Origin of the sequence: Fictibacillus norfolkensis (assembly GCF_014836645.1) — a bacterium.
GTDB classification, from domain to species: domain Bacteria; phylum Bacillota; class Bacilli; order Bacillales; family Fictibacillaceae; genus Fictibacillus; species Fictibacillus norfolkensis.
The window spans coordinates 686,829-702,293 of the sequence record NZ_JACSQM010000001.1; the positions used below are offsets into that span (position 1 = coordinate 686,829).

Below are 15,465 nucleotides of genomic sequence, written 5' to 3' on the forward strand. Positions count from 1 at the left end.
GGATGGGATTATATAAGACTAGATGCCTTTTCCAAAAGTTTATGTTCTTCAAGAAGATCAATATTTCTTTTCTTGCTCGCATACTCTTTGATTTGCTTTCCAATCTTCGCATAAAGCTCTAGATCTTCAAGCTCTGTTATTGGAACCCACTTAACAGCCGTCTGATTTAGATCAGGTTTTTCCGGTAATTTAGGCGTTGATCCACTTTTTAATGTACAATCAAATAGCATGACTAACGTGTGTGTTTGACCATACTTATTTTCGTTAAAATGGGGAGCATACTCATAAACAAAAGCTAACGGACCGACTTCTACATCAATACTAGCTTCTTCTCTCGCCTCTCGCTTTACAGCTTCGATCAAAGATTCATGAGGTTCCGCTCCACCAGCTGGGAAATCATAAAAAACTCCCCGATAAGGATCATTAAACTCCGTTAATAATATCTCATCATTTTTAATAATGAGTGCACCTACTCTTACTCGTATATGATAGGTCATATCACTAACCCTCCACTATCAAGTAAATTTCATTAATGTCTTGTCCCATATTCTTTCAACGCTTTCTAGTTGCTCGTTATTTAATTCCGATTTATTCCAAAAATTTTTGAAATCTCAATGTACTCACTTTTCTTTTTATATAAGGTTAACCCCCTATCCATTCCAATTATTTCAAATTTACGTGTTTTTCTCAATCGTTTATTCCTATATGGATCATCTCATAAGAAAGATACATTTCCGTTTTAGCGAAATGCACCCGATCGGAAGAACAAGAATCTTAATTTCACTTCCAATCAACTGCTTTCTTAATTAATTCATCTACAAAATTCTCTTTAATTTCTTGATATTTATGCGTATCATCAGGGAACTGTTTTGCCAAAATCTTTTTAAGATCTCCGTAATTTTTTGCATCCTCTGGATTATTGATTAAGAAATCTTTAAATGATAAATGTGCATCAATGTGTTTATCTCCAAGTTGAAAGATATGAATGTGATGTGATCTTTTATGTTTACCTTTTGTAAAATATCTCCTTCCTGTTATACCGTGTTCTTTCCTTGGTTCATACCCTAGACCCAACATTTCCTCATTGAATAAATCTACTTTCTCGATATCTTTTACAACGACTAAGATATCTATTATTGGTTTTGCATAGCATACTGAAGGTATTGATGTGCTACCTATATGGTAAATCTCAATTAGCTCATCTTTAAAAATTTCTTTAAGTTTACTTTCTTCTATCAAATATACTTTTCCCCATTCTTCTGTCCAAGGAAGTATTTCTGTCTTTCTCATCGCCACTTGCTCCTCCTGAAAAAATTTTCGCCTCTTTAAAACTTTTAATTTATTCCACAATCCTGCTCGTTTGTTTAATAAATTCATTAAAAAGTGCGTTAATCCTTCTTGGATTAACGCACCCTTTAATGGAATAACTGTAGGTTCACCTCATATTTATCTCATTCTGTTTTATTTTTCTCCCATTATTGGAGGAATAAATGTAAAGAAAAGCGAGAAGTCCATATAAGATACCTCCTAACAAGAAAAACGGTTCAACTATTATTAATAGTAAAGAAAGTGGTTCTGCTTCCAACATGCTTTGAATTATCCCTGCACCACCGCGCAAACCCAATACCACACACGCTCCCCATGCTGAAGTGAGCAACAACCAGGATGGAAACCTTCGTCCCCATGCTTGAACAAGTGCAAGTGCAGTAAAAGCAGCAATTATACATAGGGCAATTGCAACCAGATTAATGATGAATAACACTTCGCTCATCGTCCTGCCTTCAAATCCTAAAGTGCCTCCTGCAGCCCAGTAAATGTGGATTAACCCGAATAGAGTCGACCAAACAAACGCTGCATAACCAGTAAAAAACAACCAACTCTCTGTTTTGTCCAGAGGATGACAATCATTATTTTTTTTGATTGTAATAACTCCTTTCATTATGAGGGATAACAGAAAACTCTCTTTAAAATACGTATAGTTTTATGTATTGTTTCATTTAATAATTTGTTAAGTTCAATTAAATTTTTCTGAATATCCAGATTATATTTGTGCATTTGTACGATCAGTTACTGCATTATATGGCCCGTTTGTTGAAAAACAAAAAAAGACTCACGTTAAATGAGCCCTTTAATAAAAATTATGCGATTCCGTTAAATTATGAAAAATGATTCCGGCGAATTTTGAACAGATTCCGGTTAATTATGAAAAATTATAATCAATCCCCAACAGCAGCATTACGATCCACTACATCATGGACAAGCAAGACGCCAAGCTGGTGGTGTTCGTTTTGATAGAGTGATCCTTGAACGAAACGAATCTCACCATTCAGATTAAGGACTTCAAGTTTGCAATATGCAGCGTTAATCTGAAGTGCTCGGTACAAACTTGATTCGTGCGAGAGTGTTACTCCATTTACTTTCACAATGACTTCGCCTATCTTTAATCCCATCTTTGCAGCAGGTGTTCCTGGCACGACTGAAAGGATCATGACTCCCTGATCTCTTGGAACAAAATGCGATGGTCTCGTATCATCACGTTGGCTCGTTACGAGTGTGATGAGCTCTCGTCCTGCAAGACCGGCTGCGATGGCTATCGCAATTAATAGTGGTAAATTATAAAAATGACCTACTGCTGCAATGCCTGTTACGATAAATCCTAAAATCAAAACTTGTCTGCCTAGATGTTTAATCGCTTCTTCTGGCAGTGTATGTGTAACCAGCTGGCGATATCCAATGGCAAACGGTACAAGGAAGAATGAGAATCCTACCGCGCCCATCGGAAACAACGGCCACCAGTCTAGTACAGGAATTGAGCCTACAGGAAGAACTAAAAACTGCGGAACAATCCAAAATCTCGTAGCTTCATGTGCCCCGATATAATGTCCTCGTTTTCCTTTGAACAGTCGAGGGGATGTCCGATCTGCACCTTTCCAGATGACCAGAATCCCTTCTTGAATCAAAAGAACACCAATAATTACTGCTAATGAATCAAGCGGCGTTTTTTGAACATCTACGATCCAACGATCTAAAAAGGAGATCCCTAACTGAAATTTAGGAAGCAACAGACCAACGACTGCAGCTAAACTTACAGCGTATGCAGGGTTCATAAACCTTGTTTTAAACGTTAACCCTAAAGCTAGATAGACGCCCCCGATCAAAGCTATCATCCCAAGCGGCAATGTAATACCAGCTGCCACAAAGATTACAGAACCGATGAGTCCGATCAGAATGCCTGGCAGCAATGAAAATATTAAATTATCAATAACAGGATGAACGCGCACTTTAAATTCTCTTCTCTCACGTTTCACACGTTTTAATCCAATTAAGAAAGCAACAAGAATAAAACCGTAAAAAAGCGGGTGTAAAAAAAGCAGCAGCATGCCCTGAAGTAATTCTTTCACGAAGGTGTCTGTCATGTGCGGTCTCTTCCTTTCTCATCTTTCAATTCATCCACTTTTTCTTCAATACGTTTCAATCTTCTATCCGTACTCACAGCTCGCTTCACTAATAAACCAACTCCAACGATGATGGCGAATAGCACAAGTAACGAAAAGAGCTGAAACAAAACATCTCCAACATTCAATGACTGCATATTGTCTACCCCTTTAAACCTGACAAAGGATTTTAACTTTCAAATCGTTTAATTTTCTGTTTCATATAATTCCCACCATAGAAACTATTCAAGAATTTTATTTGTTTTTAGTTAAGACTTCTCTGAAAGTTGATTGGAGCGCAAGGTGCGAGACTCCTGCGGGACAAGCGGTCAGGTGAGACACTTATACGTGAAACGTACGAATGTGGCTCACCGCCTGCCCCGCGGAAAGCGAAGCACCTGGAGCGGAAATCAACCTCTCCCATATGTAATTTACTCTATCAAAACATGCTTACAAAAAAATCCGTAGAGAATAATTTCCTCTACGGATAGTATTCGTGTTTCAGTTGTTTTTTCCTGCCATATCCTTATTTTGCAAGCAATTCAATCGCCGTTTTACGCTGAACATCGTTCTTATCATCACGGATTGAATCGATCACTTTTGACTCCATCTTACCAGCTGTCTTCGTATCTACTTTACCTGTTGCTGGCAAGTTGTTCGCACGCTGGAACGCGGTTACCGCAGCTTGCGTCTTTTCATCAAAATAGCCATCTTCTCTACCCGTCTGGAACCCTAAACCGTTCAACATAACTTGAGCGTTCTTCACTTGCTCGTTGTTCATATCAAACTCTAACGCTTTTTTCTCAACTGTAATCGGATTTGTGTAGAAGTAGTCTGGCTGCTTCACTTCAAAAGTAGGCTTTACCCCTTTTTTGTGAATCCAGTTTCCATCCGGTGTCAGCCACTTAAACAGTGTCAGCTTGATGTTCGATCCATCACCAAGATCGATCGATTGCTGAACCGTACCTTTACCGAACGACTTCTCACCAACAAGATCATAGTTTCCTGCTTCTTTTAAGGCAGCAGCTAAAATTTCAGACGCTGATGCACTGCCTTTGTCGATCAAGCCGATAATCGGATAATCTTTCTTTTCTTTTAACGTTGAAACATAACGTTCTTTGTTTCCTTTGCGGTCTTCAATCTGAACGAATGGTTTTTTCTCAGGAATGATCTGACGTAGAATGCTGTCAACTGCTTCTAGATAGCCTCCTGGATTTCCACGAACGTCAATAACTAGACCATCAATCTTTTCTTTTTCTAGCTCTGTTAGCTGTTTCTTAAAATCAGCACCAGTTTTTTCTGAGAAAGATGTGATTTCAAGTACACCGATCTTCTTACCTTTTACTTCTTCAATATCAGAGTAAACGGTCTCGATCGGAATCTCATCACGTGTTACTTTAACCGGCATTACATCGTTTACACCTGTTCGTTTTACACCAAGTGTTACGATAGATCCTTTTTCACCGCGGATTTTTAATACGGCTTTATACAGATCTAATCCCTCGACGCTTTTACCGTCAATCGTAATGATTTGATCGTTTGGCTTCAGTCCTGCTTTTTCGGCAGGTGAATCTTTGAACGGTGCGACGATCGTTACTTTACCGTCTACCATACTTACTTCTGCACCAATTCCTTCGAAAGAAGAATCGAGTGACTGTGTAAACTGACTGGCCGTTTCTTCATCCATATAAACGGAATATGGATCTTTTAACGTTTTGACCATTCCTTGAATGGCACCTTCAAGGAGTTTGTCACCATCAACATCTTCTACATAACGAGAAGAGATGATCTCATACGTCTTCTGAAGCTTCGCAAACTCTTCGTCGTTGTCGACTTTCGTTGCGGTCTTCGGCAGATCGTTTACTTCACCATTCTGAACATACTTCGAATCGTTTCCAAACAGTGCCATCGAACCATACATGCCACCGGCACCAACAAGCAAGGAAAGAACAATCAGCAGGGCCAACATTTTTTTATTTACGTTCATTCTGCTCACCTCGTTTTTGCAGGAAAAGGCATCACACCCTGCAAAGTGCGATGCCTTCCATTGTAAGAGTCTTTAGGCAACAGCCTGTCTCCTACTTCACTATATGAATAGCTTGTTTACTTTATGTGTTTATTTTACCAGTAAGCCGCAGGATTTACAGCATTTGTTTTTCCTGCATTCCAAGGTCCTTTGTGAAGTTCAAAGTGTAAATGCTGACCAAATGAATGTCCAGTGTTCCCCATGTTGCCTAGGAACTGCCCTTTTGAAACAGAACCGCCTGATACAGCACGGCTGCTCATGTGAGCGTAAACCGTTGTCCATTGCTGCCCACCGATCGAGTGAGAGATGTATACAACGTTTCCGTATGAAGGTGACAACTCAGAACGAATAACTGTTCCATCTGCAGCAGCATAGATTGGCACTGTTCCGCCTTGAGCGATGTCGATTCCTTCATGCATACCGCTGCTTCTGTTACCAAATCCAGAAGAAATTCTTCCAGCAGCAGGTTTGATGATCATACCATTTCCTGAAACAGGTCCCATTGAAGGAGCTGATCCACCTGAAGACGATGATTCACGAGCTGCTTTTTCACGTGCAGCTGCACGTGCTTGTTCAGCACGGAACGCATCTTCTTGAGATTTTAGAAGTGCACCTTCGTTTTCAATTTTATGTGCTTCAGCATGCAAGGAGTCTTCTTCTTTTTTAAGAGAAGCCATCAGACGAGTTTTCTCGTCCATTTGAGCTTTTAATTGCTTTTGAAGCACTTGTAGTTCTTTCATTGCGTTTTGTAGGTTAACTAGTTTTTTCTCAACGTCTGCCATCTTTTTCTCTAGAAGCTCTTTATCTTTCTTTTGTTCTTCTAGTAGCTGACGATCTTGTTCTGCAATCATGTTCAATGCTAGAACGCGGTCAAGAAAATCACCAAAATCTTTTGAACCAAGAACAACTTCTAAGTAAGAAACAGCACCGCCAGATTCATACATAGAGTTAATACGTTCTTTTAATAGAGCATCGCGCTTATCGATTCGCTTTTGAACAACTGCGATCTCGCCTTTTAACACTTCGATCTCTTCTTTTGTTTCTTTAATATCTGTTTGTTTGGCTTGTACTTTCAGATCTGTTTCAGAAGAAAGCTTATCAATTCTTGCTACTTCTGCTTCAATCGCTGCTTGACTGCTTTTGTTCTTGTCCAGCTTTGATTTTGCAGCCTCCGCTTTCTTTGCATTTTCTTGTTGTTTTTTCTTGATGCTTGATAAAGATTCCGCGTGAACGACGGATTCAGAGTGATACATAGTAAAGGCGCCCAGTGCTAAACTTAGTGAAAGCACTGTACCAACCACTTTCCTTTTCATTCGTTTTCCTCCCTAACCCCTATTAATTGTTTCGTTTTTCTTGGATCTCTTTATTTCTGCTATCTCTACTTAAATCTTCAAGAACTTACGAACAGACGTTAAGCTTCCCCACACGCCGATCACTCCACCGATCAACAGCATCAACAATGCGAGCTGCGGGATAAGTGGTGTTACAGGCAATAGCTCAATGAATACTGTCCCTAATTTTTGATTAACGATATCGAAAATCGCTTGATATCCTACCGTAATCACGATGATCGGAAGAATAGCACCCGCTACACCTAATGCAAATCCTTCAATGAAGAACGGCCAGCGGATAAATCCATTCGTCGCACCAACGAGTTTCATAATTTCAATCTCTCGTCTTCGTGTTACAATCGTTAATTTTATAGTATTTGAGATGAGGAACATCGCTGTGAATACAAGTCCCAATACGAGGACGATTCCAACATTGCGGGCAACATCTGTCACTTTAAAGAGTTTCTCGACGGTACCCTGTCCGTACTCAACTTTGTTTACAAATTTAAATTTCTCAACTTCTTTTGCTACAGCAGCCGTATCTTGCGGCTTTTCCGTGTAGATGATGAACGCATCTCGCAATGGATTTTCATTCTTAAGGGATGAGAAGGCTTCCCCTTCGTCTCCTAGACTTTCAATCAGTTCATCAAGACCTTCTTCTTTAGATTGATACTCTACCGTCTTTACCTTGCCAAGCTTTTCAAGCTCTTGTTTGTAAGCATCGTATCTTTCAGGTTTTTCCGTTCGTTCAATGTAAGCTCTGATCTGTACATCGTCTTCGATCTGACTTGCAATATAGTTAATGTTCAAGAGGATTGCCAAGAACACACTTACTAATAGCAAGGTTACCGTTACGGCAGAGATGGAAGCAAAGGACATCCAGCCGTTTCTTCCCATGCTCTTGAATGCTTCTACGAAATGACGTTTCAATGTTCTAATCTTCATAGCCGTAATCCCCCTTCGCCTCATCACGTACAATTCGGCCGCCTTCGATGGCAATTACGCGCTTTGTGATTGTATTTACGATTTCCTTATTATGAGTTGCCATAACAACTGTTGTTCCACGAGCGTTGATCTCTTTAAAGATCTCCATGATCTCCCACGCTGTTTCTGGATCAAGGTTACCTGTCGGCTCATCCGCGATAACAACTGGAGGATGGTTCACGATCGAACGTGCGATGGATACACGCTGCTGCTCTCCACCTGATAACTCGTCTGGGAACATACGCGCTTTGTTTTTTAGTTTTACAAGATCAAGAACTTCCATAACACGTTCTCTGATCACTTTTGGAGATTCTTCAATAACTTCAAGTGCAAATGCTACGTTTTCATATACCGTTAAACGCGGCAACAGTTTAAAGTCTTGGAAGATAACTCCGATCTTTCTTCGTACTCTAGGAATCTGTCTTTCTTTTACTTTTGCAAGGTTTGTTCCATTAATGATAATGGAACCTTGTGTCGGTTTCTCTTCACGATACATGCATTTTATAAACGTGGATTTACCTGCTCCACTTGGTCCGACTACATAAACAAATTCACCTTTTTCTATGTAGACGTCAATCCCGTTAAGTGCCATAACACCGTTCGGGTATGTTTTCCATACATCAACCATTTCTATCAAGCAAAATCACTTCCTTACTACCCCTAAAAATATTTCCCTGATCAATCAACAAGTTCTATATAAAGGTCTTTCGACAAATACGCGATATATGTCAGTTTTTTTCCGCAATAACTATTATAACATCTTGCACTGACAATTTTATTACAGTTGTGTTTCATCTTCCCTCAAACAAGGGACCATGGTCATGTTTTTAGATTCCGTAGTACTTAAAATACGACACAATTCGCTGAAATCCTTCATATATCGTTGGAAACCTGCAGGGAGACTTTTCGACACGAAGGCGTTAAAACCGACCATCGCCGTGGGATTTAGGGTCTTTTGACCTGGTATTACTGAAGATTTTTGTTTATAAGTCTAGCGATTGTAGTAAAAAGGACATGATTGCGTGGGAAAGTACCTGTGAATAAAAAGAAAACCAGTCGAGATGAGTCCCAACTGGCTGCGGTCTTAATTGTTTATCCTCGTTTAAAGCCTTCTCCTAACACTTCGTTCGCATTCACAACGATTACGAAAGCGTCTGGATCTACACCTTTTACGTATTGTTTCAATTTTGTTACTTCATATTGTGCAACTACGACCATCAACATTGGTCGTTCATCTTGCGTGTATCCACCGAACGCATTGATCTTCGTAACGCCTCGATAAATGTGAGTCAGTATACCTTGGCGGAGCTCATCTTCTTTATCTGAAATGATCAACGCCATCTTTGTCGTCCCTAGCCCAATCTGAACCACATCGATCGTTTTTGCCGTAATGAACATTGCAATAAGTGCATACAGAGCTTGTTCGATTCCGAAAAATAAGGCGGACGACGTCACGATCGTTCCGTCTATGAGAAGGATGATCGACCCGAGTGAAGCACCCGTATATTTATGGACGATCTGTGCGAGCAGATCAACGCCCCCTGTAGAAGCTTTTCCACGGAACACGATCCCAAGACCAGCCCCAATTCCAAGTCCACCGAAAATCGCACCAAGCAATGGATCTTCTGTCGCCGCTCCCCAGCTTTCAAAAATAAAGACAAAGAACGGAAGCACAACGGTTCCAACGAGCGTTTTTGCACCGAATCGGCGTCCGAGGAAAAATAATCCCGCAAAGAAGAGCGGAATGTTTAAACTCCACTGTACAATAGAAGGTTTCCATTGAAAGAGTCCGTATAAAATCGTCGATATCCCACTTACTCCGCCAGATGCAATCTGATTCGGCAACAGGAATACCGAGAATGCGAGTGCCACAAGTCCTGATCCAATCACAACATATACATATTCTAAAATGAGTTCAACGGTCGGATGAAGGATCCCCCGTCGTTTTCGCATAGCCATCATCATTGCTGTCTTTAACCCTCAAACTTTCATAAGGAATTTCTTTAAACCGACAAAAAGTATACCAATCACAGTATGCCCTTGTAAATGAGACCTTAGTGCCGCGGTGATGGGGTGAAGTGGTGGTTGATTTGGTGAGATTATGTGTGTGTAAGCTAGATGTGGATAGTATGGACATATGAATGAGATAGTATTTTGGTTTATGTGTTTGTCGTAATATGTGGTAGTTTGTCGAACTTCGGATAAAAAATTTTATCCGTGAAATTATTGTTTTTATACCTGAATATAATTGAGTTTACCGTGAATATATAGAGGATTACCGTGAAATTATTGATCCATTGTTTCATTTTTCTTCATTTAGTGCTTTGTATTACTCTTCAAAAGCCATCATTATAAAGAAAACGTGTATGAGGTGGTCAATTTTGATTAACAAGCATCGCACACAGCCAATTATCATTTATAAGTTACAATCCCTTTTAAAAAGAGCACTCTTAAATGATGCGAAACAAGATGAAATACATCGTGTTTTAAGAAAACATATATCTGGATATCGTGGTGAACAGTCACTGGACTATTTTTATCGGTATCTTCCTCAAAATAACCTTATTTTCCTTCACGGTCTCAGAATTTCACATGAAGACTACTACTTTCAAATTGACACTCTTATTATTACACCGCACTTCTTACTCATCATTGAAAGTAAGAACATTGCAGGACATCTCTATTTTGAAAGTGCGTACGACCCAATGATCCGTACATTAAATGATCAACAAGAAGCTTTCGATAATCCAGTTGAACAAGTAAAAAGACAATCCTATCACTTGATGGCCATTTTAAATAACTTCAAAGTCCCTCATGTACCAATCGAATCTCTTGTAATAATGACTAATCCAAAAGCAATAACAGAATTTTCTCCTGCTTACAAAGAAGCTCGCATGAAAGTAATTAAGAGTTCTGGTTTAGTAGCCAAATTTGAAGAGTTGATTAATAAGCATCGAAAAGAAATAATCTTACCTAATGATAGTAAAAAAATTAGTAAAAACCTGATAAAAATACACACTCCAGATAATCCAGACGTTTGCAGCAAGTATCAAATCAATCCAAATCATTTACTAACTGGTGTGTTTTGTCCCAGTTGTGAGACAGAATTTTTACAACGCCGTAGAAGAACATGGTATTGTGCGTCTTGTAAAAACAACTATAACAAGGCTCATGAAGCTGCATTAGTAGATTACGCTCTGCTAATCTCCAACAACATTTCCAATAAGTCCTGTAAAGAATTTTTGAACCTTACATCAACTAGCCAATCATATCACCTGCTCCAGTCGCTAGACCTTCCCTTCACAGGCAATCGAAAATCCCGCATCTACCATCTCGATGATCTCGTAAAAAAAACAACCTCAAAGGAAGATGCTTCTCCTTAAAGATTGTTCAAATATCAGTTATTGCTGGATGCCTAGTTCTACTAAGATGGTTTCTAGTGTTTTTCCTTTGTAATTCTTTCTTGGTGATGGTGTATCGTCAATATGTTGGTTTTGCAGGAGATAGTTTCTCTGTACGAATTTCATATCTTTTGCATCTACCTTTCCGTCAAAGTTAATATCCGCGGCACGTTTTCCTGTTCCCCACGCATTTTGAATCTCGATGGCATCATGGATGTCGATCACGTTGTCTTGATTCACGTCTCCCGCTTTTACATCGAGCGCAGTAATAAAGCGGCTTTGTGCGTATAATTCACCTTTGTGTTCGAAACCGATATACAAATCTCCTTTGGTTAGGAAATGTCCTGGCACCCTCATTTCCACCGTGAACGCTTCTTTTTGAAGTGGAAGTTTGTCGTACTTGTACTGACCGTTATCTGCGATGCGTGTAGATGGATCATGTGCGTTCCCTTCTGCATCGATAATTTGAACAGATCCTCCTACTTTCGTCCAATCGCGTCTCTCTGTAACGGTTCCTTCCTCGTTCTCGAAGCCTTCAGGCGTTACATAGCCGTTTGCGGTAGAGAACTGCGGTTTTACTTTCCAACTTAACTGAGCTTGCAGGACCGTTGATGTTTTAGCATTGTTATCTGTTACTTTTACAATGGGTGCTACTGCAGCTCGTGTCGCATAATAATCATCACTTACTTTTAACGTCACTTCTACTAGCTCGGCGTGATCTAGCGTTTCGCTACCATCATTGAATCCAACTGTTACGATTCCATCTTTCACTTCAATAGATGCTTTGTCTTTAAAAGCGTCTGTTAGTTTAGCATCAACAAGAGAGACCGCGCCAAAGCTATTATTGTCAAAGTTCCATTCCGCTTTGGTCAGATCATTTAAGTTATCCAATACTAGTGTGGCTTTTACCATTTCTCCGGTTTTCAGTGGCGCATTTTTACTCTTCGTATAGGAAACCGGTGTGCCCTCTTTTACAAAATAGTAATTCTTCTGCGCAGCCGGATTACCTGCCAGATCGAAACCGTCCATCCGGAAGTTAAGTGCCGTTACGTTTTCGTTCATCGCGATCTCATCTACTAAAGGATCGTTAATTTTGATGTCAAACGGATATGTCTCTTGACCTGGCTTGTATTCTAAGAACGGAGAATCACCATCAAGTGAGCTTTCAAACGTAGGCTCATCAATATCGATGAACACATGTCGATAATCTGTTAGTTGTTTACCAGTGGCTGTTGTTGAAATAAACTTCAGCTTATAGTGACCGGCTGGTGCGTAAGAAATCTCAGAATCAATCGGTTCTGTTTTATCACCCGTAAATTTGTTGTACATGCCATTAAATGCGTTTAGCACGTAATAACTTTGGTTTTCGTTACGACCCTCTAGATTCATAGTACCGATTAAGCCCAGATCTTTCCCTGACTTTCCGTCTTGAAGGACGACTTCCATCTTCTCCATCGGAGACTTAAAGTTAAATTCCATGCCCGTGTAGATGGCACGATACCCAAAGAATCCTCCCGTATTCAAATAGTTCGGTGCGATTGCTGGAGTTGAAAGCTCTAATTTGTTATAGCCCTCTTCCGTAATACGAACACTGAATGGAATTCTGTAGTGTTCAGCTGCTTTCGATTGATTTGTCAGCTTGATGTATCCTTCGTAAATGCCCTCTTTTGCTTTCTTAGGAATATTGATCCCTGCTGACACCTTTTTAAAATCGTCACCGGCAATCTTGATTTCGTCTGGAATAGAGATCTCGATTCCGTTCTTCTTCAAGCTTGGCGACCCTTTTGTTTCTTCTACTTCCACTTTGAACGTCTTCTTCACTTTTTCATTGTTCTCAACCGTAATGGATTTCTTTAGTGACAGCTTTTTACCTGCATAATGACTTCCGTACGCGATTCCACCTGTCCGTTCTTTAATTTTCACGAGATTTGTAGAACTAGGAATCAACGTTTCATCGTTCACTTGAAAACTTGTTCCGCTGTATACAGCCTGATAAGGATCTACACGTCCTGCTCCTACTTCAAATACTGAATAATCTCCGTTGAGTGAATCAGCTGTGTTCATTAAGATGGTTTTAACATCCTCAGGCTCTAAGTTAGGATTAGCATCGAGCATCAGCGCTGCGATTCCTGCTGTGTGCGGAGCAGCCATCGATGTTCCGGAATAATGGGAATACGCGTAATCATAGTTTTCTTGGTTCGCTGGGTTCACCATATATGACGGAACCGTAGAAAGAACGGCAACACCAGGTGCTGTAACTTCCGGCTTCATATCGTACGTCTGTCTGGCTGGACCTCTCGAACTGAATGCGGCTAAGCGATCGCCTTCTGTTTGAATCTCAGCATACTTTCCGAACGTAAAACCGAATTTACCTGCAGCGATTTGAGTCTTAATCTTTTCACCCGCTGCCTTTGTTAAGGAGAATGACGGAATAAATGTTGTAGACTCCCCAAGGTTCGCTTCGATTACTCCATCCACGTTGTTATATAGAAGTACTGCTGCTGCACCGTTTTGTTTAGCGAGTGTCACTTTTTCGTTCAAAGTCGTTTCACCGCGAGCGATGAGAGCGATCTTTCCTTTTACATCTTTCCCTGTATAATCAGTAGTCTTACCTAGACCCACGTCAACAAGATCGTATGACTTACCTGACAGTTCGTTCAATCGATCAGCATAATGACGGGCTAATCCTGTTAGTTGAAGTCCACTCTCACTGCCCACTGATCCTGTAAAAGAAGCGACTGTCATCGGTACGTCACTCGCTCCAATCGTAAGCGCTAATGCAGCAGCACCAGGAGAACCAAGAGTGTATGGGTTCGGACCTGAATTTCCAGCAGATACGACAGCTGTCACATCATTAAGAACCGCATAGTTGATCGCTGTACTCGTCGGATAATAAGGATCATTGATACCGGCACCTAACGAAAGGTTGATCACGTCCATCCCGTCTTTAACAGCTTTCTCGATCCCCGCGATAATGCCTTCAGAAGAGCCAGTCCCGTACGGTCCTAATACACGATACGCATAGATATCAGCATCTGGCGCCACACCTTGAACGGATACATTTGGATTTGAGCCTTGTCCTGCTATCGTTCCCGCTACATGCGTGCCATGCGACGTGTAATACGCATTGCCGTTAAACTCTGGTTTTTTAGAATCTTGCCAGTTTTTATACGTCGTTTCCATCGGATCGTTGTCGTTATCGACAAAATCGTATCCGCCTTTAAACACTTCTTTTAAGTCTGGATGATTGTAGTCGATCCCTGTGTCTAAGATCCCTACCTTCACACCCTCACCTGTGATGCCCTCGTTATGTAGCTGATCAATTTTCAAGTAAGGAATGCTCTCTACAGATGTTCCAGCACTGTTGCTGTTCAGAGCTTTATCTTCGCCCATCGCGATCGGATCCACTTTAAACGTTACATCTTTATAAACCGCCTTAACGGCTGCTGATTGTAGAAGTGCTTCTACCTGATTGGCAGGCAGTTTCATCGCCACACCGTTATATACGGTTTTGTATGTGGATGTAATTCTGTGTGTTGATTTTTTTGTCATGGGTGCGACAGATGGAATGAGTTTCTCAACATCCTTCTTAAATTGAGCATGCTCTTGATCTACTTTGCTGTCAGCTTGTTGGCGTGAGATTTTTTTCCCTTTTAACTGAGCATCTAACACTGCAGCTTGTCCAGGCTTTGATCGGAATTGAACGATTACAGAGATTTCTTTTTCGTTCTGCAGTTCTTCTTTCTTAAAGCCTTGAAGACCTTCGACATCTGTCAGTTCGAGCTGTTTTAAAGCTTCTCTTTGTTTAGCGGTAAGAGATGCTAGAATATTCTCGGCTTTAAATGGAGCAGCACTTGTTTGCTGTGTGAACATCGTCGTGTTTGGCGATAGCAGTAATCCTGCAGCTAATGTAAGGGCAGTAGATTTTTTAATAAAGGATATCTTTTTCATCATTTCCCTGCTTTCTTTGTGATTAATGATTTTTCAACCCGTAATTTATATATGAATCTCTTAGATGTGAAATTTTCCTAGCAAAACAATAAGACTTGTATCCTCCTTTCTACTTTTTTGAATTTTTTGTAGATTCAAATGTAATTGTAAGTGCAAGAACGCCCTGCCGCTATCGGGGTTTTGCACATGACTCGCTACCTATATCAACACAGAACTTAATGAATTTTTACTCTAAAATGAGGTGAGAAATAGGGAAATAGACTTAAAAAACGTCTAACTGATTTGGGGTTTTCTTTAGTAGAATAGAAAAAGTAGAGAATTTTTTAAAAGAGATAGGG

General features: G+C 40.3%; 12 protein-coding genes. 1 reads left to right on the top strand and 11 read right to left on the bottom strand.

What is annotated here, in order from left to right; genetic code table 11:
- Positions 1-8: 8 nt before the first annotated feature.
- The 10 genes from H9648_RS03380 to H9648_RS03425 form a co-directional block, all read right to left on the bottom strand.
- A complete protein-coding gene (locus H9648_RS03380) occupies positions 9-497 on the bottom strand; it encodes an NUDIX domain-containing protein (protein WP_191752454.1) in 489 nt (162 codons plus the stop codon).
- A 283-nt stretch (positions 498-780) separates the two neighbouring features.
- The gene (locus H9648_RS03385; RefSeq protein ID WP_191752456.1) at positions 781-1,290 is read right to left on the bottom strand and encodes a GrpB family protein; all 510 of its coding nucleotides are present in this window, start codon (positions 1,288-1,290) and stop codon (positions 781-783) included.
- Between the two features lie 145 nt (positions 1,291-1,435).
- On the bottom strand, positions 1,436-1,873 hold the full coding sequence (locus H9648_RS03390; RefSeq protein WP_191752458.1) for a DUF3995 domain-containing protein: 438 nt from the start codon (positions 1,871-1,873) through the stop codon (positions 1,436-1,438).
- A 343-nt stretch (positions 1,874-2,216) separates the two neighbouring features.
- The gene (locus tag H9648_RS03395; RefSeq protein ID WP_191752460.1) at positions 2,217-3,416 is read right to left on the bottom strand and encodes a PDZ domain-containing protein; all 1,200 of its coding nucleotides are present in this window, start codon (positions 3,414-3,416) and stop codon (positions 2,217-2,219) included.
- Positions 3,413-3,592, bottom strand: coding sequence for a hypothetical protein (locus H9648_RS03400; protein ID WP_144697912.1), 180 nt, complete (start codon positions 3,590-3,592; stop codon positions 3,413-3,415). The genes H9648_RS03395 and H9648_RS03400 overlap by 4 nt, the downstream gene beginning before the upstream one ends.
- Before the next feature lie 368 nt (positions 3,593-3,960).
- Positions 3,961-5,421 (bottom strand): S41 family peptidase, encoded by a 1,461-nt coding sequence (locus H9648_RS03405; protein WP_191752462.1) that lies wholly within the window; start codon positions 5,419-5,421, stop codon positions 3,961-3,963.
- Between the two features lie 134 nt (positions 5,422-5,555).
- Positions 5,556-6,773 carry a murein hydrolase activator EnvC family protein gene (locus H9648_RS03410; protein WP_191752464.1) on the bottom strand — a complete coding sequence of 406 codons (1,218 nt, stop codon included), beginning with the start codon at positions 6,771-6,773 and terminating at the stop codon, positions 5,556-5,558.
- A gap of 69 nt (positions 6,774-6,842) precedes the next feature.
- Complete coding sequence (ftsX, locus tag H9648_RS03415; RefSeq protein WP_191752466.1) at positions 6,843-7,736, bottom strand: permease-like cell division protein FtsX; 894 nt, start codon at positions 7,734-7,736, stop codon at positions 6,843-6,845.
- Positions 7,726-8,412, bottom strand: a complete 687-nt coding sequence (gene ftsE, locus H9648_RS03420; RefSeq protein WP_191752468.1) for a cell division ATP-binding protein FtsE — start codon at positions 8,410-8,412, stop codon at positions 7,726-7,728. Before ftsE ends, ftsX begins: the two co-directional genes overlap by 11 nt.
- Before the next feature lie 455 nt (positions 8,413-8,867).
- The gene (locus H9648_RS03425; RefSeq protein ID WP_144697907.1) at positions 8,868-9,728 is read right to left on the bottom strand and encodes a YitT family protein; all 861 of its coding nucleotides are present in this window, start codon (positions 9,726-9,728) and stop codon (positions 8,868-8,870) included.
- Between the two features lie 428 nt (positions 9,729-10,156).
- On the opposite strand from H9648_RS03425, the gene H9648_RS03430 reads away from it, so the two are divergent.
- On the top strand, positions 10,157-11,158 hold the full coding sequence (locus H9648_RS03430; RefSeq protein WP_191752470.1) for a nuclease-related domain-containing protein: 1,002 nt from the start codon (positions 10,157-10,159) through the stop codon (positions 11,156-11,158).
- An 18-nt stretch (positions 11,159-11,176) separates the two neighbouring features.
- On the opposite strand, the gene H9648_RS03435 is transcribed toward H9648_RS03430, so the two are convergent.
- A complete protein-coding gene (locus H9648_RS03435) occupies positions 11,177-15,127 on the bottom strand; it encodes a S8 family serine peptidase (protein ID WP_191752677.1) in 3,951 nt (1,316 codons plus the stop codon).
- Between the last annotated feature and the right edge of the window lie 338 nt (positions 15,128-15,465).